This is a genomic window from Rahnella perminowiae (assembly GCF_019049755.1).
GTDB lineage: Bacteria > Pseudomonadota > Gammaproteobacteria > Enterobacterales > Enterobacteriaceae > Rahnella > Rahnella perminowiae.
This window is the reverse complement of record NZ_JAFMOS010000583.1, coordinates 1-23,496: the sequence shown is the minus strand read 5'-3', so window position 1 is coordinate 23,496 and position 23,496 is coordinate 1. Positions and strand designations below refer to the sequence as shown.

Genomic DNA, 23,496 nt, shown 5'->3' with positions numbered 1-23,496 from the left:
CCAGCCTTTTTGCGCTATAGAGTGTCAGTGATGTTTCACACTGTTTGAGCACTGAACTACTCTAATATCTCTTTCTATAGACGCCTTAATATATTGTTGCCTCTTGCTGTAGCTCATCTACAGATAACGCACAACGAAATGATTTAAGAGTGGTAGAAAACAGATATTGCGGAAAGCGTTTCTGCTTTCCGGTCGACATAAACGGTGTTGCATGAACTGTCCTTCTCAGGGCAGACAAGATTGGGTCACTGATCAGCGAGCTGAGGAACCCTATGGTTTACTCCTATACCGAGAAAAAACGCATTCGTAAGGATTTTGGTAAACGTCCACAAGTTCTGGACATTCCATATCTCCTTTCTATCCAGCTTGACTCGTTCCAGAAGTTTATCGAGCAAGACCCGGAAGGCCAGTACGGTCTGGAAGCTGCATTCCGTTCTGTATTCCCTATCAAGAGCTACAGCGGTAACTCTGAGCTGCAATACGTTAGCTACCGTCTTGGTGAGCCAGTATTTGACGTTAAAGAATGCCAGATCCGTGGTGTGACGTTCTCCGCGCCACTGCGTGTGAAACTGCGTCTGGTGATCTACGAACGCGAAGCACCAGAAGGTACGGTCAAAGACATCAAGGAACAAGAAGTCTATATGGGCGAAATTCCGCTCATGACCGAAAATGGTACCTTTGTGATTAACGGTACTGAGAGGGTTATCGTATCTCAGCTGCACCGTAGTCCGGGCGTATTCTTCGACAGCGACAAGGGTAAGACCCACTCATCGGGTAAAGTGCTTTATAACGCACGTATCATCCCTTACCGCGGTTCATGGTTGGATTTCGAGTTTGACCCGAAAGATAACCTCTTTGTGCGTATTGACCGTCGCCGTAAATTGCCTGCGACTATCATTCTGCGTGCATTAAATTACACGACTGAACAGATCCTTGACCTGTTCTTTGACAAGGTGACTTACCAGATCCGCGACAACAAGTTGCAGATGGAACTGGTACCTGAACGCCTGCGTGGTGAAACAGCTTCCTTTGATATCGAAGCTGACGGCAAAGTCTATGTAGAAAAAGGCCGCCGTATCACTGCCCGTCATATTCGTCAGCTTGAAAAAGACGAAATTCAGCGCATCGAAGTTCCTGTTGAGTACATCGCAGGGAAAGTGGTCTCTAAAGACTACATCGACACCAATACCGGTGAGCTGATCGTCCCGGCTAACATGGAATTGTCTCTGGATCTGCTGGCTAAGCTCAGCCAGTCCGGCCACAAAACCATTGAAACGCTGTTCACCAACGACCTCGATCATGGCGCTTACATGTCCGAGACTATTCGCGTCGACCCAACCAGCGATCGCCTGAGCGCACTGGTTGAGATCTACCGAATGATGCGTCCTGGTGAGCCACCAACGCGTGAAGCGGCTGAAAGCCTGTTCGAGAACCTGTTCTTCTCTGAAGATCGTTACGACCTGTCTGCAGTGGGTCGTATGAAGTTCAACCGTTCTCTGCTGCGTGATGAAATCGAAGGTTCAGGTATCCTGAGCAAAGACGACATCATTCAGGTTATGAAAAAGCTGATCGGTATTCGTAACGGCCAGGGCGAAGTGGACGATATCGACCACTTGGGCAACCGTCGTATTCGTTCCGTCGGCGAAATGGCTGAAAACCAATTCCGTGTAGGTTTGGTTCGTGTTGAGCGTGCGGTTAAAGAGCGTCTGTCTCTGGGCGACCTCGACACGCTGATGCCTCAGGATATGATCAACGCTAAGCCAATTTCGGCTGCGGTGAAAGAATTCTTCGGCTCAAGCCAGCTGTCACAATTTATGGACCAGAACAACCCGTTGTCTGAGATCACGCATAAGCGTCGTATCTCTGCATTGGGTCCGGGCGGTTTGACCCGTGAACGTGCTGGCTTTGAAGTTCGAGACGTACACCCGACTCACTACGGTCGCGTATGTCCAATCGAAACGCCAGAAGGTCCAAACATCGGTCTGATCAACTCCTTGTCTGTTTATGCACAGACCAATGAGTACGGTTTCCTGGAAACCCCTTACCGTCGCGTACGTGATGGTCTGGTGACTGATGAAATCAACTATCTGTCTGCTATTGAAGAAGGCAACTTCGTTATCGCTCAGGCGAACTCCAACCTAGACGAAGAAGGGCGCTTCATTGAAGACCTGGTCACTTGTCGTAGCAAAGGCGAATCCAGCCTGTTTAGCCGCGATCAGGTTGACTACATGGACGTTTCCACCCAACAGGTTGTTTCCGTTGGTGCTTCACTGATTCCATTCCTGGAACACGATGACGCCAACCGTGCATTGATGGGTGCGAACATGCAACGTCAGGCCGTTCCGACTCTGCGCGCTGATAAGCCGCTGGTGGGTACTGGTATGGAACGTGCTGTAGCGGTTGACTCCGGTGTTACTGCCGTAGCTAAACGTGGCGGTATTGTTCAGTACGTGGATGCATCCCGTATCGTTATTCGTGTTAACGAAGAAGAGATGTACCCGGGCGAAGCAGGTATCGACATTTATAACCTGACCAAATACACCCGTTCTAACCAGAACACCTGCATCAACCAGATGCCGTGTGTGAATCTGGGCGAGCCAATCGAGCGCGGCGACGTGCTGGCAGATGGTCCGTCAACAGATCTGGGCGAACTGGCTCTGGGTCAGAACATGCGTGTCGCGTTCATGCCTTGGAACGGTTACAACTTCGAAGACTCCATCTTGGTCTCCGAACGTGTTGTGCAGGAAGACCGATTCACGACCATCCATATCCAGGAACTGGCCTGTGTGTCCCGTGACACCAAGTTAGGGCCTGAAGAGATCACCGCTGACATCCCTAACGTGGGTGAAGCTGCGCTCTCCAAACTGGATGAATCCGGTATCGTTTATATCGGTGCTGAAGTGACCGGTGGTGACATTCTGGTGGGTAAGGTTACGCCTAAAGGTGAAACCCAACTGACGCCGGAAGAGAAACTGCTGCGTGCGATCTTCGGTGAGAAAGCGTCTGATGTTAAAGACTCTTCTCTGCGTGTACCAAACGGCGTTTCCGGTACGGTTATCGACGTGCAAGTCTTCACCCGCGATGGCGTGGAAAAAGACAAACGTGCGTTGGAAATCGAAGAGATGCAACTGAAGCAGGCTAAGAAAGACCTGACTGAAGAATTGCAGATCCTGGAAGCCGGTCTGTTTGCACGTATCCAGTCTGCGCTGGTTGCTGGCGGTGTTGAAGCTGACAAGCTGGGCAAATTGCCTCGCGACCGTTGGTTAGAACTGTCACTGACTGACGAAGACAAACAGAACCAACTGGAACAGCTTGCTGAACAGTACGACGAACTGAAATCCGAGTTTGAGAAAAAACTCGAAGCTAAGCGTCGTAAAATCACTCAGGGCGATGATCTGGCACCAGGCGTGCTGAAAATCGTTAAAGTGTATTTGGCCGTTAAACGTCAAATCCAGCCTGGTGACAAGATGGCCGGCCGCCACGGTAACAAAGGTGTTATCTCTAAGATCAACCCGATCGAAGATATGCCTTACGATGAAAACGGGACTCCGGTTGATATCGTACTGAACCCGCTGGGCGTTCCATCACGTATGAACATTGGTCAGATTTTGGAAACCCACCTGGGTATGGCCGCGAAAGGTATTGGTGAAAAAATCAATGCCATGCTGAAGAAACAAGAAGAAGTTTCTAAGCTGCGCGAGTTCATCCAGCGTGCCTACGATCTGGGCGACGATGTACGTCAGAAAGTGGATCTGAACACCTTCACCGATGATGAAGTATTGCGTCTGGCTGAGAACCTGAAAAAAGGTATGCCAATCGCAACACCAGTCTTCGACGGTGCGAAAGAGACAGAGATCAAGCAACTGCTTGAAATGGGCGGAATCCCAACCTCTGGTCAGATCACACTGTTTGACGGCCGTACCGGCGAGCAATTCGAGCGTCAGGTTACCGTCGGCTATATGTACATGCTGAAACTGAACCACCTTGTTGACGATAAGATGCACGCGCGTTCTACCGGTTCTTACAGCCTTGTTACTCAGCAACCGCTGGGTGGTAAAGCTCAGTTCGGTGGTCAGCGCTTCGGTGAGATGGAAGTGTGGGCACTGGAAGCATACGGTGCCGCTTATACCCTGCAGGAAATGCTGACTGTTAAGTCCGATGACGTGAACGGCCGTACTAAGATGTATAAAAACATCGTAGATGGCGATCATCGTATGGAACCAGGCATGCCGGAATCCTTCAACGTACTGTTGAAAGAAATCCGTTCTCTGGGTATCAACATCGAGCTGGAAGACGAGTAAGTACTCGAATTCGCACTGATCACAGGGGCACCTGCCTGTTAATCAATACAGACCAGGTGCCTAACAGGTCTAACCCGACGGGAGCCAATCCGTGAAAGACTTACTAAAGTTTCTGAAAGCGCAAACTAAGACCGAAGAGTTTGATGCGATCAAAATTGCTCTGGCATCGCCAGACATGATCCGTTCTTGGTCTTTTGGTGAAGTTAAGAAGCCAGAAACCATTAACTACCGTACGTTCAAACCAGAACGTGACGGCCTTTTCTGTGCCCGTATCTTCGGACCAGTAAAAGACTACGAATGCCTGTGCGGTAAGTACAAGCGTTTAAAACATCGCGGCGTGATCTGCGAGAAGTGCGGCGTTGAAGTGACCCAGACTAAAGTACGCCGTGAGCGTATGGGCCACATCGAACTGGCTTCCCCGACTGCACACATCTGGTTCCTGAAATCGCTGCCATCGCGCATCGGTTTACTGCTGGATATGCCACTGCGTGATATCGAACGTGTTCTGTACTTCGAATCCTATGTGGTTATCGAAGGCGGCATGACCAACCTCGAAAAACGCCAGATCCTGACTGAAGAGCAGTATCTGGATGCGTTGGAAGAGTTTGGTGATGAGTTCGACGCGAAGATGGGTGCGGAAGCCATTCAGGCTCTGTTGAAAAACATGGACCTGGAAGCAGAGTGCGAACAACTGCGTGAAGAGTTGAACGAAACCAACTCCGAAACCAAACGTAAAAAGCTGACCAAGCGTATCAAGCTGCTGGAAGCGTTCGTTCAGTCTGGTAACAAACCAGAGTGGATGATCCTGACCGTGCTGCCGGTATTGCCGCCAGATTTGCGTCCATTGGTTCCGCTGGACGGTGGCCGTTTCGCAACGTCAGATCTGAACGATCTGTATCGTCGCGTGATTAACCGTAACAACCGTCTGAAACGCCTGCTGGATCTGGCTGCGCCAGACATCATCGTACGTAACGAAAAACGTATGCTGCAAGAAGCGGTAGATGCTTTGCTGGATAACGGCCGTCGCGGTCGTGCAATTACCGGCTCTAACAAGCGTCCGCTGAAATCTCTGGCAGACATGATTAAAGGTAAACAGGGTCGTTTCCGTCAGAACTTGCTGGGTAAACGTGTCGACTACTCTGGTCGTTCCGTTATCACCGTAGGTCCATACCTGCGTCTGCATCAGTGTGGTCTGCCGAAGAAAATGGCACTGGAACTGTTCAAACCGTTCATTTACGGCAAGCTGGAACTGCGTGGCCTCGCCACCACCATCAAAGCCGCGAAGAAAATGGTTGAGCGCGAAGAAGCTGTCGTTTGGGATATCCTGGACGAAGTTATCCGCGAACACCCGGTACTGCTGAACCGTGCACCAACCCTGCACCGTTTGGGTATTCAGGCGTTTGAACCGGTTCTGATCGAAGGTAAAGCAATCCAGCTGCACCCGCTGGTTTGTGCGGCATATAACGCCGACTTCGATGGTGACCAGATGGCTGTTCACGTACCGTTGACGCTGGAAGCTCAGCTGGAAGCGCGTGCGTTGATGATGTCTACCAACAACATCCTGTCACCTGCGAACGGCGAGCCAATCATCGTTCCTTCTCAGGACGTTGTATTGGGTCTGTACTACATGACCCGTGACTGTGTTAACGCCAAAGGCGAAGGCATGGTTCTGACCGGTCCTAAAGAAGCTGAGCGTATTTACCGCGCCGGTTTGGCCTCTCTGCATGCGCGTGTCAAAGTGCGTATTACTGAAGAGATCAAAAATACCGAAGGCGAAGTTACGCATAAGACGTCGATTATTGACACGACTGTCGGTCGCGCCATCCTGTGGATGATCGTGCCAAAAGGTCTGCCGTTCTCTATCGTCAACCAGCCTCTGGGCAAAAAAGCTATCTCCAAAATGCTGAACACCTGTTACCGCATTTTGGGCCTGAAGCCGACCGTTATTTTTGCTGACCAGATCATGTACACCGGTTTTGCTTACGCTGCCCGTTCAGGTGCATCCGTAGGTATCGATGACATGGTAATCCCTGCGAAGAAAGCAGAGATCATCGAAGAAGCAGAAACTGAAGTTGCTGAAATCCAGGAACAGTTCCAGTCTGGTCTGGTAACTGCTGGCGAACGCTATAACAAAGTGATCGACATCTGGGCTGCGGCCAACGAACGTGTTGCTAAGGCAATGATGGAAAACTTGTCTGTTGAAGACGTCGTCAACCGTGACGGTGTTGTTGAACAGCAGGTTTCCTTCAACAGTATCTTTATGATGGCCGACTCCGGTGCGCGTGGTTCTGCTGCACAGATTCGTCAGCTGGCCGGTATGCGTGGCCTGATGGCCAAGCCGGATGGTTCCATCATTGAAACGCCAATCACCGCGAACTTCCGTGAAGGTCTGAACGTACTCCAGTACTTCATCTCTACTCACGGTGCTCGTAAAGGCTTGGCGGATACCGCACTGAAAACGGCGAACTCCGGTTATCTGACCCGTCGTCTGGTTGACGTGGCACAGGATCTGGTAGTGACCGAAGACGACTGTGGTACTCACGAAGGCATCATGATGACTCCGGTCATCGAAGGTGGCGACGTTAAAGAACCACTGCGCGAACGTGTACTGGGTCGTGTGACTGCAGAAGATATCCTGAAGCCGGGTACGGCGGATATCCTGGTTCCACGTAACACCCTGCTTCACGAGAAGACGTGTGATCTGTTAGAAGAGAACTCTGTCGACAGCGTGAAAGTACGTTCAGTCGTAAGTTGCGAAACCGACTTTGGTGTGTGTGCAAACTGCTACGGTCGCGACCTGGCACGTGGTCACATCATCAACAAAGGTGAAGCGATCGGTGTTATTGCAGCACAGTCAATCGGTGAGCCGGGTACCCAGCTGACGATGCGTACCTTCCACATCGGTGGTGCGGCATCTCGTGCGGCAGCGGAATCCAGCATTCAGGTTAAGAATACCGGTACCATTAAACTGAGCAACCACAAGCACGTTAGCAACTCTAACGGCAAACTGGTTATCACTTCCCGTAACACTGAGCTGAAATTGATCGACGAATTTGGTCGTACCAAAGAAAGCTATAAAGTGCCTTACGGTTCCGTGATGGGCAAAGGTGATGGCGCAGCAGTTAACGGCGGCGAAACCGTGGCTAACTGGGATCCGCACACCATGCCAGTTATCAGTGAAGTGAGTGGTTTCATTCGCTTTGCCGATATGGTGGATACTCAGACCATTACCCGCCAGACTGATGACCTGACCGGTTTGTCTTCTCTGGTTGTTCTGGACTCTGCAGAGCGTACCGGTAGCGGTAAAGATCTGCGTCCGGCACTGAAAATCGTTGATGCTAAAGGCAACGACGTATTGATTCCAGGTACTGATATGCCTGCTCAATACTTCCTGCCAGGTAAAGCGATCGTTCAGCTGGAAGATGGTACTCAGATCCACTCCGGTGACACCCTGGCGCGTATTCCTCAGGAATCCGGCGGTACCAAGGACATCACCGGTGGTCTGCCACGCGTTGCTGACCTGTTCGAAGCACGTCGTCCGAAAGAGCCTGCAATCCTTGCTGAAATCAGCGGGATCATCTCCTTCGGTAAAGAAACCAAAGGCAAACGTCGTCTGGTAATTTCTCCGCTGGATGGCAGCGATGCTTACGAAGAAATGATCCCTAAATGGCGTCAGCTGAACGTGTTCGAAGGCGAAGTTGTGGAACGTGGTGACGTCGTATCCGACGGCCCTGAGTCTCCGCACGACATCCTGCGTTTACGTGGTGTTCATGCGGTTACCCGCTACATCACTAACGAAGTGCAGGAAGTTTACCGTCTGCAAGGCGTTAAGATTAACGATAAGCACATTGAAGTTATCGTTCGTCAGATGTTGCGTAAAGGCACCATCGTTAGCGCTGGTGGCACTGACTTCCTGGAAGGCGAGCAGGCAGAAATGTCTCGCGTTAAAATCGCTAACCGTCAGCTGGAAGCTGAAGGCAAAATCACGGCAACCTTTACCCGTGATCTGCTCGGTATTACCAAAGCATCTTTGGCGACCGAATCCTTCATCTCTGCTGCATCGTTCCAGGAAACCACGCGCGTTCTTACTGAAGCCGCTGTTGCGGGTAAACGTGATGAACTGCGTGGCCTGAAAGAGAACGTTATCGTTGGCCGTCTGATCCCAGCCGGTACCGGTTACGCTTATCATCAGGATCGTGCACGCCGTAAAGCACAGGGCGAAGTGCCAGTTGTACCGCAAGTCAGTGCGGATGAAGCAACGGCTAACCTGGCTGAACTGCTGAACGCAGGTTTCGGTAACAGCGACGATTAATCGTCTTCTGTCGAAACGCATAAAACCGCCCCTTCGAGGGCGGTTTTTTTTTACCTGAAATTTGAGAAAGGACGTGGCGGGTAAAGAGGAGCCGGAACAGGAAACTGGACGATAACCTGTTCCGGCTATTTGGAAGCAGCGCCGGGATGAATGGCGCCGGCCAGTTGCGAATGTGCAGTGGCAAAGGCACATTAATGCCCCAGGACTGCTGGCGCGAGGAGCAAAATTGTTTTATGGAATCTGTATTCCTGAGAGTTTACTAAATTACCCTCCGGCGACATTTTCCTGCGAGACCCGCCCCAAAAAACTGTCCCAGTCTTTCCAGACCGGCTGCAGCCCGGCTTGTGTTAATGCCTCTGCGACACGTTGCGGGGATCGGTTATCGTGCGGTGCAAATTGCTCAAGTTCCGGATGATCATCGGCATAGCCACCGGGTTGTGTTTTAGATCCTGCGCTGACGGTGTTGATCGCCAGCGGGATGACATGATCGCGGAAGTAAGGTGATTCGCGCGTCGACAATGAAAGCTCGACATCCGGTGCCAGCATCCTGAAAGCGCATATCAGTTGTACAAGCTGGTTTTCTTCTAACAAAGAAGCTGGTTCGATACCGCCGGTACAAGGGCGCAATCTCGGAAATGCCACCGAATAACGGCTTTGCCAGTAGGTTTGTTGGAGGTACAACAAATGTTCGGCCACCATATAACTGTCCGTCCGCCAGTTGCCTGAAAGCCCAAACAGGGCCCCAAGTCCGATTTTATCGATCCTTGCCCGCCCGAGCCGGTCCGGTGTCTCCAGTCGCCAGAAAAAATCTTGTTTCTGTCCGCGAAGATGATGCAAGGCATAGGTCGGTGCGTGATAGGTCTCCTGATAAACCAATACACCGTCCAGCCCCAGCGTTTTCAGCTCGGCATATTCTTCCTGCTGTAGCGGCTGAACTTCGATCATCAGCGAATCGAAATGGCTTCTGATTGGCGGCAAATGGCGGCGGAAATAATCCATGCCGACTTTTCCCTTGTGTTCGCCGGTGACCAATAACAGATGTTTGAAGCCCAGCGCATTCAGCGCTTCACACTCCCGACTGATTTCATTTTCATCCAGCGTTTTACGTTTGATTTTATTGCTCATCGAAAAGCCGCAATATGTACATTCGTTGGCGCAAAGATTGGATAAATACAAGGGGGCGAAGAAATTCACCGTATTGCCGAATCGCTGACGTGTCAGTTGTTGAGCGCGTTGCGCCATAGTTTCCAGATAAGGCAGCGCAGCCGGAGAAATTAATGCCATGAAATCTTCACGGCTGATTTTGTTGCGGCTGAGCGCCTGTTCAACATCACGGGATGTTTTGCTGTTGATGCGAAGGGAAATATCATCCCAGTCCAGCATTGACCACACATCCGTAAAGTTATTCATAAGGATACCTGCGGAGCATTGAGGAAACCGGTCAGCGGACTTGACGCGCTGGCTTGCCGCTGCCTGCCACCCAGGCCGCTTTGACGGGCGATTGCGCCGGCCTGTACCGCCAGCCGGAATGCCGTTGCCATAGCAACCGGATCGCCTGCGACGGCTATCGCCGTATTGACTAATACAGCATCGGCCCCTATTTCCAGCGCTTCAGCGGCCTGGCTTGGGGCACCAATACCGGCATCAACGACGACCGGAATCTGTGCCTGCTCAATGATGATTTGCAAAAACTCACGGGTTTGCAGACCCTGATTGGAGCCGATCGGCGCACCCAGGGGCATGACGGCGGCACAACCGACTTCTTCCAGACGTTTACACAACACCGGATCCGCGCTGCAATACGGCAAAACAACGAATCCTTTTTTCACCAGAATCTCTGCGGCTTTCAACGTTTCTATGGCATCGGGCAGCAGGTATTTTACGTCTGGGTGAATTTCAAGCTTCACCCAGTTTGTTGCCAGTGCTTCTCTTGCCAGTTGTGCGGCAAATACGGCCTCCTCAGCTGTTTTAGCACCGGATGTGTTAGGCAACAAACGGACCCCGAGCTGCTGCAAAGGAAACAAAATGTCATCCCCTCCGCGACGCAGATCAACGCGTTTCATCGCCATGGTCACCAGTTGAGTGCCGGATGCTTCCAGTGCCTGTTGCATTAACGCCGGGCTGGCGAATTTTCCCGTTCCGGTAAAAAGGTGTGACGTAAAAGTGGTATCAGCAATTTTTAACATATCAGCCTCCGGCTATCGCCTGAAAGAGCAGGATCTCGTCACCGTCTTCCAGTAAATGAGCAGGCCAGTTATCGCGGGGAATAATGACCTGATTAACCGCCAGTGCGCTGCCTGCAGGATTTAACGCCAGTAAACTGAGCAGATTCAACAAGGTGAGCGGTTGACTGAATTGGTGTGGTACTTCATTGACCAGAATGTTCATGCGTGGCCTCCGCAGATGGCACAGGCTGATGAACGTGTGAGTTGCAGTGAACGCCAGTTTTGCGTTTTACCGTCGAACAGACGTAACTTTCCGCTCAGTACGGAAGGCAGTCCCGCCAGGATTTTTAGTGCTTCCAGCGCCTGCAATGTACCGATGGTGCCAACGACCGGGCCGAGCACACCTGATGTTCGGCAATTGCGCTGTACGGTTTCCTGATCCGGATACAAACAAGCGTAACAACCGTGTACATAAGGCGCTTCTAGCACCAGAAGCTGTCCGCTGAATCCGACGGCGCTACCGCTGATCAAGGTTTTTTCAGCCTCTACGCAGGCTTTATTAACCGCGTGCCGGGTTTCCATGTTATCGCTGCAATCTAAAACGATATCGGTGTCTGACACGGCACGGATCAACGCTTCGCCTGTCAGACGCTCCGTGATGGCCACGGCTTCGCAAAGCGGATTCAGACGCAGTAATTCACGTTTTGCCAGAACCGCTTTGGGCTGATCGAGATCTGCGGTGCGGTAGAGTATCTGTCGTTGAAGATTGGTGATGTGTAATTGATCGTCATCGGCCAGAACCAGCGTACCTACGCCTGCCGCTGCCAGATATAAGGCTGCCGGCGATCCCAGTCCGCCTAGCCCGACAATCAGGACTTTCGCCGCCTGTAGCTTTTCCTGTGCCTGCGGACCGAACTCCTCCAGCATCAGCTGACGGCTGTAGCGCATAAAAGCCGCATCGTTAAGCATCTTCCGGCACCTTACTGGCGCATAAAGCCAGTAATTCTGCGGTGGCTGCCCGCCAGTCTGCTGCCTGCGTAATGGCGCTGACGACGGCGATGCTGCCGACGCCGCAATCGAGAACCGACGGAGCACGTTCAATGCTGATCCCGCCGATGGCCACCGTCGGGAAGCTGCCGTTGAGTTGCCTGATGTGTCGGGCGAGTTCTTTCAGTCCTTGTGGCGCCGACGGCATATCTTTGGTCTGCGTCGGGAAGATATGACCGAGGGCGATGTAAGAAGGTTTCACGGCGACAGCGCGTGCCATTTCAGTATCATCATGTGTGGATACGCCCAGCCGTAAACCAGCCTGACGGATTGCCTCAAGATCGGCGGTATCCAGATCTTCCTGACCTAAATGCACACCATAAGCCTGATGCTTTATCGCCAGGCACCAGTAATCATTGATAAATAACCGTGCCTGATATTTTTTGCCCAGCGCAATTGCATCAATAATTGCTGGCTCGACTTCCTCATCAGACAAATCTTTCACACGTAATTGCAACGTTTTAACGCCCGCATCCAGCAGGCGGGCAATCCATTCCACGGTGTCCACGACCGGATATAAACCAAGGTGGAACGGAACGGCAGGAAAGGGTTGAGCGGACTGATTCATTGGTTGTTCTCCGTGCTGAGATTGTCGGCCGGATGATAAAGCTCGCTGCCGCGTGAACGGAATTCGGCAGACATCTGTGCCATACCGGATTCAATAACTTCAACCGGCTGGGCTTTGGCTTCCAGTGCGGCGGCATAATCGCGCACTTCCTGAGTGATTTTCATGGAGCAGAATTTCGGACCGCACATTGAGCAAAAGTGTGCCACTTTGCCGGATTCCTGAGGCAGCGTTTCATCGTGATAGGCACGAGCCGTTGCCGGATCGAGAGCCAGATTAAACTGGTCTTCCCAGCGGAATTCGAACCGTGCTTTTGACATAGCGTTGTCACGGATTTGGGCGCCGGGATGTCCTTTCGCTAAATCGGCGGCATGTGCTGCGATTTTGTAGGTGATGAGACCCTGCTTAACGTCTTCTTTGTTAGGCAGGCCGAGATGCTCTTTTGGCGTGACATAACAGAGCATGGCGCAACCGAACCAGCCAATCATTGCGGCACCAATACCGGACGTGAAATGGTCATAACCCGGCGCGATATCGGTAGTCAGCGGGCCGAGGGTATAGAAGGGCGCTTCGTGGCAATGTTCGAGTTCTTCGGTCATATTGCGGCGGATCATCTGCATCGGCACATGCCCCGGTCCTTCGATCATGACCTGAACATCATATTCCCAGGCGATTTTGGTCAGTTCACCTAATGTACGTAATTCGGCAAATTGCGCTTCGTCGTTGGCATCCTGAATGGAGCCAGGCCGCAGGCCGTCGCCCAGTGACAGCGAGACATCATAGGCGGCACAGATTTCGCAAATTTCGCGGAAATGCTCATACAGGAAACTTTCTTGATGATGTGAAAGGCACCATTTCGCCATGATCGAACCGCCGCGGGACACAATCCCGGTCAGGCGTTTGGCGGTCATCGGCACGTAACGCAGCAATACCCCGGCGTGTATGGTGAAGTAATCGACACCTTGTTCGGCCTGTTCCAGCAACGTATCGCGAAACATTTCCCAGTTCAGGTCTTCGGCCACGCCGTTGACTTTTTCCAGTGCCTGATAAATCGGCACGGTACCAATAGGTACCGGACTGTTACGCAGGATCCACTCACGGGTTTCATGTATATAACGGCCGGTGGAGAGATCCATCACGGTATCCGCGCCCCAGCGTGTCGACCATACCAGTTTCTCGACTTCTTCTTCGATAGAAGACGTCACCGCCGAGTTGCCGATGTTGGCGTTCACTTTCACCAGGAAATTGCGTCCGATGATCATCGGCTCTGATTCAGGATGGTTAATATTGGCGGGAATAATCGCGCGACCGGCAGCGACTTCCTGTCTTACAAACTCTGCGGTGATATTGGCGGGCAGATGCGCACCGAAGCTTTCGCCGGGATGTTGCTGACGCAGAACGTCACCGCGGATCCGTTCACGCCCCATATTTTCGCGAACGGCGATAAATTCCATCTCAGGCGTGATGATGCCTTTGCGGGCGTAATGCAGTTGTGTGACATTTTTACCCGCAATGGCTTTGCGCGGGCGGGGCAGGTGTTCGAAGCGGAGGTGGTCCAGCCCTTCATCCGCCAGTCGCTGCTGGGTAAAACCGGAACTGACCTGCGGGAGTTCCTCCGTGTCCGCCCGCGCGTTTATCCAGCGGGCGCGTAATTTTTCCAGGCCGGTATGCACGTCGATAACTGCCGACGGATCGCCGTAAGGCCCGGCGGTGTCATAAACAGGAATCGCTTCATTTTCTTCGAATTGTGGATTGTCTTTGCCGCCGCCGACCAGCGTCGGGCTGAGCTGGATTTCACGCATCGGTACGCGGATATCATGGCGGTCAGCTTCAAGATAAATACGGCGGGAATTGGGAAAAGCTTCACCCTGCAGACTGTCGATAAACGACTGCGCCTGCGCCCGTTGTTCACGGCGGTTTGAAGGTGTCTTTGTAGAAACAACAGTTTTTTGAGTACTCGACATAGCAAATTCCTTGTGTTGTTTTGCGTAGTAAAAACGTGGCAAAAACGTGATGGAAAATTGCTTGTCTGGAGGTTTACGGCAGGAGTAAAAATGGGCGATGGAGCGCAGGCGGCCTGATGCAGGCAGATGCCAGATTACGCTGAACGCATAACATTACTCTTGTTCCCTTCGCGGGTACTAACCCGATCAGGTTCCGCGGATCCCGAATTAACGGTCTCAGCCTGGCGTAATCTTCGCGAGAAAATTATGCGCTAGGCACTCCGACAAGAAGCCTCAATATAGGAGGCGTTTTTTGAAACTACAACTAAAACTATTACTAAAATCACAAATCTTAGCCGGATTTTAGTAGGGCAAAGTCTTAAACCGGTCTGGCGAGATGTTCTTCATTTTCAGGTGGCTTTACTGCCTGACTGCTGCGATCAAAAGCGAGAATAATTAATTGATCTTCCAGCTGAAAACGCGCATCTAACGCTTCACCTATATCGGATAATGCATAATGAAATGCGAAAGCATTGTCATCATCAATATCATTTTCAGTGTAACTATCATGGAAAGCCATGATAGTTTCAGTATTCAGTTCCAGTGCAGGATAGATTTTTGCAGCCTGCAATTTTATCGGGCTATTCGCACCTTCAACTTCATCAATGATCCGCTGATACAGATGGAAATGACCGGCAGACAGATAGTCCACCAGGTTATGGCAAAAGTTATCCAGCGCTTTTTCATTGAGAGGGGTATGTTTTTCTTTATTGGGCTTGAGGCCGACCAAAGTGCAGTACGAAACCAGCAGCTCTTTGCGTGCGTGCAGCCATTGATCCACTAACGCATTATTGCCACCAACGCGTTGGGTCAGTCTTTCCAGACGATTTAGCATGGTTGACTCCGTGAGCGATAAAGACGTAACTAAAAGTTACTAACAGGTGAATATCCCCCTCAGATTGTCAGTCCCGATGAGGTTATGCAACAACAATTATGGAATTACAGATTACCGAGCAACACAATGGCTGGTGGGTCATCAGCCAGGACGGCAAGCTATGGCTGCCTGAGGGCGAACTGCCATTTGGCAGCGCCACACAATTTTCTCTGACCGGTAAAACGGCGCGACAGATCGGCGAATGGCAGGGTGAACCTGTCTGGCTGATTCGTCAGGCGATGCCAAACCATATGTTTTCCGCCCGTCAGTTGCTGGATCAGGATCGTGGATTATTCCAGCTGGTCGGGCGCGGTGTACAGCTGTCTGAATTTTATCGATCTCATCAGTTCTGTGGCTACTGCGGGCATGCAATGCATGTCAGCAAAACCGAGTGGGCTGCACTCTGCGGGCACTGCCGCGAACGCTATTATCCGCAGATTGCACCCTGCATTATTGTCGCCATCCGTAAGGGTGATGAGATTTTGCTGGCACAGCATGTCCGGCATCGTAATGGCATTCACACGGTTCTGGCGGGTTTTGTTGAGGTCGGAGAAACCCTGGAGGAAACCGTGGCACGCGAAGTCCTGGAAGAAAGTAATATTCGTGTGAAAAACGTCCGTTATGTCAGTTCTCAGCCCTGGCCGTTCCCCAATTCGCTGATGATGGCATTTATGGCGGATTACGACAGTGGCGACATTCAGCATGACCCGAAAGAGTTGCTTAACGCGAACTGGTATCGCTTTGATGCATTACCGCAGTTGCCACCGCCAGGGACGATCGCGCGCCGTCTTATTGAAGACACCGTTGCTCTTTGTCGTGCTGAACACGAAGAGTAGAGGCGGTTTTACGTGATAGAATGCTGTGAGACGATTATCGGGCGGCCCGAATACTGAAGGAAAGAGCAAGAATGAATGAGTTGAAAAACGACCGTTACCTGCGTGCTTTGTTACGTCAGCCAGTGGACATTACACCGGTCTGGATGATGCGTCAGGCAGGCCGTTATTTGCCGGAGTACAAAGAAACCCGCGCTGAAGCCGGTGATTTTATGTCGCTGTGCAAGAATGCCGAGCTGGCCTGTGAAGTGACTTTGCAGCCGCTTCGTCGCTATCCGCTGGATGCGGCGATCCTATTCTCCGACATCCTGACCATTCCTGATGCGATGGGGCTTGGGCTGTATTTTGAAGCCGGTGAAGGGCCGCGTTTTTCTTCGCCATTAACGAACCGTGCCGATGTCGAAAAACTGCCGGTTCCGGATCCTGAAATGGAGCTTGGGTATGTCATGAACGCCGTGCGTACTATCCGTAAGAACCTGAAAGGTGAAGTGCCGCTTATCGGTTTCTCCGGCAGCCCGTGGACGCTGGCGACGTATATGGTAGAAGGTGGCAGCAGTAAAGCCTTCACCAAAATCAAAAAGATGATGTACGCCGATCCGTCCACTTTCCATCTGTTACTCGATAAAGTGGCAGACAGCGTTATTCTTTACCTTAATGCCCAGATCAAAGCGGGCGCCCAGTCGGTAATGATTTTTGACACCTGGGGCGGCGTACTGTCTCCCCGCGATTACCGCGAATTTTCCCTGAACTATATGCACAAGATTGTCGATGGCCTGATCCGTGAAAATGAAGGGCGTCGTGTGCCGGTCACGCTGTTTACCAAAGGCGGCGGACAGTGGCTGGAAGCGATGGCTGCGACGGGCTGCGACGCGCTGGGTCTCGACTGGACCACCGATATTGCCGATGCGCGCCGTCGCGTGGGTGACAAAGTCGCGATTCAGGGCAACATGGATCCTTCAATGTTGTATGCCTCGCCGGTGCGTATAGAGCAGGAAGTGGAGACCATCCTTGCCGGTTTCGGCAAAGGTAATGGTCATGTGTTCAATCTGGGTCACGGCATTCATCAGGACGTCCCGCCGGAAAATGCGGGTGCCTTCGTCGAAGCGGTGCATAGCCTGTCCCGGCAATATCACGAGTAAAATCCCGGTATGATCAATACCCGTGCTTTACGTGAAGAACAACGGATCCTCGCAGATCAGATTAAATTGCAGGATCCGCCCGAATTCACCCCTCCCGCATTGATCGCGGGAGTGGATGTCGGTTTCGAACAGGGGGGTGAGGTGACACGCGCGGCGGTGGCTGTTTTACGCTACCCGACGCTGGAGCTGGTAGAGTATCAGATTGCCCGTATCCCCACTGTTATGCCTTACATTCCTGGTTTCCTTTCCTTCCGCGAACTTCCCGCCCTGCTGCAGGCGTGGCGGCAGCTCTCATCGCACCCTGATCTGGTTTTCGTCGACGGGCAAGGGATTGCGCATCCGCGTCGTCTTGGCGTCGCCAGTCATTTTGGCCTGATGATCGATGTTCCGACGATTGGTGTGGCGAAAAGCCGTCTATGTGGTCAGTTCCTGCCACTGGGTGAGGAACTACACAGTCGCCAGGCGCTGTACGAAGGGGATGAACAGATTGGCTGGGTGTGGCGGAGCAAGCTGCGTTGTAATCCATTATTCATCTCACCCGGTAATCGTATCAGCATGGATTCATCGCTTTATTGGGTACAACAGTGCATGCGGCAATATCGTCTGCCGGAGCCTACCCGTTGGGCAGATGCTGTGGCGTCAAACCGGACGGCGTTTCAACGCTGGCAACGGCTGAGTGATGATCTTTTAGGAATCAAGGAATAGGGATATTGATTTATTTCAGGTAAACTCCCGCGCAGAAAAGTTAACGAGATCAACTCATGTTACGTAATCCAATTCATTTACGTCTCGAAAAGCTGGAAAGCTGGCAACACGTAACGTTTATGGCAAGCCTGTGTGAACGCATGTACCCGAACTATCAGGCATTTTGTCTGGAAACCGGGTTTGGCGAAGCACAGCTTTACCGCCGCATCCTGGATTTAATCTGGGAGACGCTGGTGGTAAAAGACGCCAAGGTCAATTTTGACTCACAGCTCGAAAAACTGGAAGAAGCGGTGCCTTCTTCCGATGATTACGACATCTATGGGGTTTATCCGGCCATCGATGCATGTATTGCATTAGGTGAACTGATTCATTCACGTCTGAGTGGCGAAACGCTGTCACACGCGGTTGCCGTCAGTGAGGCGTCAATTCGTACTGTCGCGATGCTGGAAATGACTCAGGCCGGTAGAGAAATGACGGATGAAGAACTCAAAGTCATTCCTGCCGTGGAAGAGGAATGGGACATCCAATGGGAGATTTTTCGCCTGTTGGCTGACTGTGAAGAGCGTGACCTGGAATTAATAAAAGGGTTACGTTCTGACCTGCGTGAAGCCGCTGTCAGTAACATTGGCATAAATTTAACGCAATAAGGCAAGAAAACGTGATTTAACGCCTGATTTGTCGTGCCTTAAGGCTTCACATCCGCACCCTGTCTGGTCTACATTTGGGGGGCGTAAAAAAAGTGGCTATCGGTGCGTGTATGCAGGAGGGTGCTGTCAATCGGCATATCCGTCGCACTCGATGCTTTGCAAACGATAAACACACTGTAAAGGATAACTTATGAACAAGACTCAACTGATTGATGTAATTGCGGACAAAGCTGATCTTTCCAAAGCACAGGCCAAAGTTGCTCTTGAATCTACTCTGTCTGCTATTACCGAGTCTCTGAAAGAAGGTGATGCTGTACAATTGGTTGGTTTCGGGACTTTCAAGGTAAATCATCGTAACGAGCGTACTGGTCGTAACCCACAGACTGGTAAAGAAATCAAAATCGCAGCTGCAAACGTGCCTGCGTTCGTTTCTGGTAAAGCTCTGAAAGACGCTGTTAAGTAATTGCTTGCAGTGAAAAGAATAAGCGGAGGGGCCTTTAAGCCCCTTCAGTTTATCACCCCCGGACTGGTAGCAGGTTTACTGGTGCTCGGTCTGGTGGGTTGCAGTTCTAAAAAAGATCCTGAGTTATTCTTTGCCAGCGGTTATGTCGCCGATCAAGGTATCAACCGGCTCTGGCGTAAAGACAGCGCACAGCACGATCCTCAAACCATTCTCAACGTCTACAGCCCCTATTACGGCGGCGATACGATTATTACCCGATACGAATTCCAGCAAGGGCAATTGCACCTGCTTAAAGAAACCCATGCGACTAAAACGGATTTGGGTGTCATGCTGCGTTTTGATGAGGGCGGCAATGTCAGCTTTATGCAACGGCAGCTTCCGGAGCGTCGGGAGAAATTATCTGCAGACGAAATCGAACGCTATAAGTATGAAGCGTCAAAAATTCTCGATCTGAGTAATGCGCTGCAGGCAGGGAAAGTCCGGCTGGTTCAGGCGCGCTGGCGCAAAGGGTTAATAACAACCTGTGCCGGTGAACAAGTCACGCCGACACTGACTGTCCGCTCACAGGTCTGGCTGGCGAAACGAGCCAGTCGCAGTAACGATAACCTGGGATTAGCCTGGCTGACCGCCCCTCAGGGTAATGAGATGTTGCTGGTAGCTAATGAAGATTTTTGTAAATGGGAACCGAAAGAGTCCGATCTCTGATCCCGGGTTCACGCATGAAAAGGCACGCCGAAGCGTGCCTTTTTGATTGTCGGGGCTGGCAGGATTACTGATTGCGTTCGCGATCGATGGCGCGATAACCGATGTCTTTGCGGCAGAAGCTGCCTTCCCAATGAATATCTTTTGCTAAGTCATAAGCGCGTGCCTGTGCTGCTTCCACCGTTTTACCCAATGCCGTCACACATAACACGCGACCGCCATGAGTGACCACACGTTCATTCTGCAAACGGGTTCCGGCGTGGAAGACTTTACCGTCCGGTACTTCTTCCAGCGGCAGACCATGAATAGCATCTCCGGTTTTATAATCTGCAGGATAGCCACCGGCTGCGAGCACGACACCCAGCGACGGGCGCGGATCCCACTCGGATGTTTTATCACCCAGACGACCTTCAGCACCGGCCAGGCATAAGTCCACAAGATCAGAGCGCAGACGTAGCATGATCGGCTGAGTTTCCGGATCGCCGAAACGACAGTTGAACTCGATCACTTTCGGCTGGCCGTCAGCGGAGATCATCAGACCGGCATACAGGAAACCGGTATAGGTGTTATTTTCCGCCGCCATACCGCGAACGGTTGGCCAAATCACCTGATCCATCACGCGCTGATGGATTTCATCGGTCACGACTGGCGCCGGAGAATAGGCTCCCATACCACCGGTGTTCGGACCGCTGTCGCCGTCACCTACACGTTTGTGATCCTGACTGGTCGCCATCGGTAATACATTGGTACCGTCGACCATGACGATGAAACTGGCTTCTTCGCCGTCGAGGAACTCCTCGATAACAATGCGATGGCCTGCATCACCGAAAGCATTTCCCGCCAGCATGTCATGAACGGCATCTTCGGCTTCTTTCAGGGTCATTGCCACAATGACACCTTTGCCAGCGGCGAGGCCGTCAGCTTTGATGACAATCGGCGCACCCTTGCTGCGCAGATAAGCCAGAGCGGGTTCGATTTCGGTGAAGTTCTGGTAATCGGCACTGGGAATATTATGGCGAGCCAGAAAATCTTTGGTGAATGCCTTAGAGCCTTCCAGCTGCGCCGCTTCCTGCGTCGGGCCAAAGATTTTCAGGCCCGCTGCGCGGAAAGCATCGACCACACCAATCACCAGCGGTGCTTCAGGACCGACAATAGTCAGGCCGATATCATGTTCACGTGCGAAACTCAGCAAGCCGGCGATGTCAGTGGCGGCAATATCAACGTTTTCCAGTAGCGGCTCCAGCGCCGTGCCGGCGTTGCCAGGTGCAACAAAGACTTTATCCGCCAGAGGTGACTGCGATGCTTTCCATGCCAGTGCATGTTCACGCCCGCCGTTACCGATAATTAAAATATTCATTCGAAGACTCCGGATGAGCGGGCGCATCGCACCCGCCAAAAGAAAATTAATGACGGAAGTGGCGCATATCGGTGAACAGCATTGCAATGCCGTGTTCGTTAGCCGCAGCAATAACTTCATCGTCACGGATAGAGCCGCCAGGTTGGATCACGCAGGTAATACCCACGGCTGCCGCCGCATCAATACCGTCGCGGAACGGGAAGAAAGCATCAGAGGCCATTACGGAGCCCGCCACTTGCAAACCTTCATCGGCGGCTTTGATACCGGCAATTTTGGCAGAATAAACGCGGCTCATCTGGCCAGCGCCGATACCGATGGTCATTTTGTCACGCGCATAAACAATGGCATTGGATTTTACAAACTTAGCCACTTTCCAGCAAAACAGCGCGTCTGTCAGTTCCTGCTCTGTCGGCTGGCGCTCGGAAACCACACGCAAATCAGCGGTATCAACCATACCCAAATCGAGATCCTGAACCAGCAGGCCACCATTGACACGTTTGAAGTCGAGCGCTTTCTGGCGCTCTTGCCATTGTCCGCAGGTGAGTACACGAACATTTTGTTTGGCCGCGGTCAATGCCAGCGCTTCGTCACTGACGGACGGCGCGATGATCACTTCCACAAACTGACGGCTGATGATGGCTTTTGCCGTTTCAGCATCCAGCTCACGGTTAAAGGCAATAATGCCGCCGAAAGCCGACGTCGGATCAGTCTGGTAGGCGCGCTCGTAAGCGGCCAGGATACTGTCACCGATGGCCACGCCGCACGGGTTAGCATGCTTGACGATGACGCAGGCAGGTTCTGCAAATTCCTTTACACATTCCAGAGCTGCATCGGTATCCGCAATGTTGTTATAGGAAAGTGCCTTGCCCTGAAGCTGAGTAGAGGTGGCCACAGAAGCTTCGCTGACGTTCTCTTCTATATAGAAGGCAGCGTTCTGATGGCTGTTCTCGCCATAACGCATATCTTGTTTCTTTATATAGCTGAGATTCAGTGTGCGCGGGAACTGGCCGGAAGCCGATTCAGTATCACCGTGGTAAGCCGGAACCATCGTGCCAAAGTAGTTCGCAATCATGCCGTCGTAAGAAGCGGTATGTTCGAAAGCTTTGATTGCCAGGTTGAAACGGGTCGCCAGTGTCAACGAGCTGCTGTTGGCATCCATTTCTTCAATAATAGACGCGTAGTCGCTGCTCTTTACTACGATCGCCACATCTTTATGGTTCTTCGCTGCTGAGCGAACCATGGTCGGGCCGCCAATATCAATGTTTTCTACTGCATCTTCCAGTGTACAGTCCGGGCGCGCGACGGTTTGTGCGAACGGGTAAAGGTTAACGACCACCATGTCGATTGGTGCAATAGAATGCTGCGCCATGATTTCATCATCTTTCCCACGACGACCGAGGATCCCGCCATGAACTTTCGGGTGCAGGGTTTTGACGCGTCCATCCATCATTTCCGGAAAACCGGTGTAGTCAGAAACTTCGGTGACTGGCAGGCCGGCTTTAGCTAACAGGCTGGCGGTTCCGCCAGTGGAAAGTAATTCAACGCCACGCGAAGACAGAGCCTGGGCGAATTCTACGATACCGGCTTTGTCAGAAACACTGAGCAGAGCGCGGCGGATTGGACGAGATTGTTGCATGGTGGTTATATCCTTGGCTTTGGAGTCGCAGTAAAGAGCGTTATCGGAATTCAATGACGATTTTCTTCTCTTTATATAGAGCACTTTGCAGAAAAACGTGGGATTGAGCTTGGATAACTTCCCCTCAGTGGCTGATTTTTCATTTATCACCCCTAAAGGGCAGTGAAAACTAACGCGCGAAATTGTAGCGAAAACGATTGCGCGACGCTCGCAAAATTTGAGATTCCTGTGCCTCTGTGGATAAATCTGTGCAAAACACGGTATAAGCGGTGTGTTTGCTGTGTAATGCAGCAAACAGTGATTTTTCTTAAAATTAGCCCTTGCGGCCTGCTGAGAACTCCCTATAATGCCGCTCCATCGACAGGGAACAACGTGAACAACATCACGAAGTGACCGGGTCGGAAAGATTAAAAACAGCGGCAACCGGGTGAAATAAACGGTTGACACTGAATGAGGAAAGCGTAATATACGCCACCTCGAGTTAGCAAGCGAAAGCGCGTAACTCACTGCTCTTTAACAATTTATCAGACAATCTGTGTGGGCACTCACAAGACGATATCAGCCACTTCGGTGGCAAAAAATATCAAGTCTTAGAGTGACCAAGCAGTAATTCATTTAGTTGAATTATTACGAAGTAATCTCTGAGCACCGCTTAACGTGTTTAAGCAAATCGAACTTTTAATTGAAGAGTTTGATCATGGCTCAGATTGAACGCTGGCGGCAGGCCTAACACATGCAAGTCGAGCG

17 protein-coding genes, 1 rRNA gene and 1 riboswitch are annotated in these 23,496 nt (G+C 51.7%); of the genes, 9 read left to right on the top strand and 9 right to left on the bottom strand.

The window, feature by feature from the left end; all coding sequences use genetic code 11:
• Nucleotides 1-272 precede the first annotated feature (272 nt).
• Together rpoB and rpoC are read left to right on the top strand one after the other, a co-directional pair.
• Nucleotides 273-4,301, top strand: coding sequence for a DNA-directed RNA polymerase subunit beta (rpoB, locus tag J1785_RS16640; protein WP_015699039.1), 4,029 nt, complete (start codon nucleotides 273-275; stop codon nucleotides 4,299-4,301).
• A 91-nt stretch (nucleotides 4,302-4,392) separates the two neighbouring features.
• Nucleotides 4,393-8,613: a DNA-directed RNA polymerase subunit beta' gene (gene rpoC, locus J1785_RS16635; RefSeq protein ID WP_129955676.1), complete on the top strand. Its 4,221-nt coding sequence runs from the start codon at nucleotides 4,393-4,395 to the stop codon at nucleotides 8,611-8,613.
• Nucleotides 8,614-8,877: 264 nt separating this feature from the next.
• On the opposite strand, the gene thiH is transcribed toward rpoC, so the two are convergent.
• The 7 genes from thiH to rsd form a co-directional block, all read right to left on the bottom strand.
• Nucleotides 8,878-10,023, bottom strand: coding sequence for a 2-iminoacetate synthase ThiH (gene thiH, locus J1785_RS16630; protein ID WP_129955675.1), 1,146 nt, complete (start codon nucleotides 10,021-10,023; stop codon nucleotides 8,878-8,880).
• Entirely contained in the window at nucleotides 10,020-10,799 is a 780-nt protein-coding gene (locus tag J1785_RS16625; RefSeq protein ID WP_129955674.1) for a thiazole synthase, read from the bottom strand. Before J1785_RS16625 ends, thiH begins: the two co-directional genes overlap by 4 nt.
• A 1-nt stretch (nucleotide 10,800) precedes the next feature.
• Entirely contained in the window at nucleotides 10,801-11,001 is a 201-nt protein-coding gene (thiS, locus tag J1785_RS16620) for a sulfur carrier protein ThiS (RefSeq protein ID WP_129955673.1), read from the bottom strand.
• Nucleotides 10,998-11,747 carry a HesA/MoeB/ThiF family protein gene (locus J1785_RS16615; protein WP_129992340.1) on the bottom strand — a complete coding sequence of 250 codons (750 nt, stop codon included), beginning with the start codon at nucleotides 11,745-11,747 and terminating at the stop codon, nucleotides 10,998-11,000. Before J1785_RS16615 ends, thiS begins: the two co-directional genes overlap by 4 nt.
• Nucleotides 11,740-12,393 carry a thiamine phosphate synthase gene (thiE, locus tag J1785_RS16610; RefSeq protein WP_217137365.1) on the bottom strand — a complete coding sequence of 218 codons (654 nt, stop codon included), beginning with the start codon at nucleotides 12,391-12,393 and terminating at the stop codon, nucleotides 11,740-11,742. Before thiE ends, J1785_RS16615 begins: the two co-directional genes overlap by 8 nt.
• Nucleotides 12,390-14,354: a phosphomethylpyrimidine synthase ThiC gene (gene thiC / locus J1785_RS16605; RefSeq protein WP_238483251.1), complete on the bottom strand. Its 1,965-nt coding sequence runs from the start codon at nucleotides 14,352-14,354 to the stop codon at nucleotides 12,390-12,392. The genes thiE and thiC overlap by 4 nt, the downstream gene beginning before the upstream one ends.
• A 146-nt stretch (nucleotides 14,355-14,500) precedes the next feature.
• Nucleotides 14,501-14,627, bottom strand: a riboswitch (TPP riboswitch).
• Between the two features lie 85 nt (nucleotides 14,628-14,712).
• Complete coding sequence (gene rsd / locus J1785_RS16600; RefSeq protein WP_129955669.1) at nucleotides 14,713-15,228, bottom strand: sigma D regulator; 516 nt, start codon at nucleotides 15,226-15,228, stop codon at nucleotides 14,713-14,715.
• 98 nt (nucleotides 15,229-15,326) lie between these two features.
• Here rsd and nudC point away from each other — a divergent pair, with 98 nt between their 5' ends.
• The 6 genes from nudC (at nucleotide 15,327) to J1785_RS16570 (ending at nucleotide 19,759) form a co-directional block, all read left to right on the top strand.
• Nucleotides 15,327-16,103 carry an NAD(+) diphosphatase gene (gene nudC / locus J1785_RS16595; protein ID WP_129955668.1) on the top strand — a complete coding sequence of 259 codons (777 nt, stop codon included), beginning with the start codon at nucleotides 15,327-15,329 and terminating at the stop codon, nucleotides 16,101-16,103.
• A gap of 71 nt (nucleotides 16,104-16,174) precedes the next feature.
• Nucleotides 16,175-17,239 carry a uroporphyrinogen decarboxylase gene (gene hemE, locus J1785_RS16590; RefSeq protein WP_015699029.1) on the top strand — a complete coding sequence of 355 codons (1,065 nt, stop codon included), beginning with the start codon at nucleotides 16,175-16,177 and terminating at the stop codon, nucleotides 17,237-17,239.
• Between the two features lie 9 nt (nucleotides 17,240-17,248).
• Nucleotides 17,249-17,944 (top strand): deoxyribonuclease V, encoded by a 696-nt coding sequence (nfi, locus tag J1785_RS16585; protein ID WP_129955667.1) that lies wholly within the window; start codon nucleotides 17,249-17,251, stop codon nucleotides 17,942-17,944.
• A gap of 56 nt (nucleotides 17,945-18,000) precedes the next feature.
• The gene (locus J1785_RS16580; protein WP_129955666.1) at nucleotides 18,001-18,591 is read left to right on the top strand and encodes a YjaG family protein; all 591 of its coding nucleotides are present in this window, start codon (nucleotides 18,001-18,003) and stop codon (nucleotides 18,589-18,591) included.
• Between the two features lie 190 nt (nucleotides 18,592-18,781).
• Nucleotides 18,782-19,054 (top strand): nucleoid-associated protein HU-alpha, encoded by a 273-nt coding sequence (hupA, locus tag J1785_RS16575; RefSeq protein WP_013577396.1) that lies wholly within the window; start codon nucleotides 18,782-18,784, stop codon nucleotides 19,052-19,054.
• A gap of 18 nt (nucleotides 19,055-19,072) precedes the next feature.
• Complete coding sequence (locus tag J1785_RS16570; RefSeq protein WP_240782882.1) at nucleotides 19,073-19,759, top strand: DUF1481 domain-containing protein; 687 nt, start codon at nucleotides 19,073-19,075, stop codon at nucleotides 19,757-19,759.
• A gap of 64 nt (nucleotides 19,760-19,823) precedes the next feature.
• Here the strand turns inward: J1785_RS16570 and purD are convergent, their stop codons facing one another.
• Together purD and purH are read right to left on the bottom strand one after the other, a co-directional pair.
• The gene (gene purD / locus J1785_RS16565) at nucleotides 19,824-21,113 is read right to left on the bottom strand and encodes a phosphoribosylamine--glycine ligase (protein WP_129955664.1); all 1,290 of its coding nucleotides are present in this window, start codon (nucleotides 21,111-21,113) and stop codon (nucleotides 19,824-19,826) included.
• A gap of 46 nt (nucleotides 21,114-21,159) precedes the next feature.
• Nucleotides 21,160-22,749 (bottom strand): bifunctional phosphoribosylaminoimidazolecarboxamide formyltransferase/IMP cyclohydrolase, encoded by a 1,590-nt coding sequence (gene purH, locus J1785_RS16560; RefSeq protein WP_217219933.1) that lies wholly within the window; start codon nucleotides 22,747-22,749, stop codon nucleotides 21,160-21,162.
• Nucleotides 22,750-23,428: 679 nt separating this feature from the next.
• On the opposite strand from purH, the gene J1785_RS16555 reads away from it, so the two are divergent.
• Nucleotides 23,429-23,496, top strand: a 16S ribosomal RNA gene (locus J1785_RS16555); the annotation flags it as partial.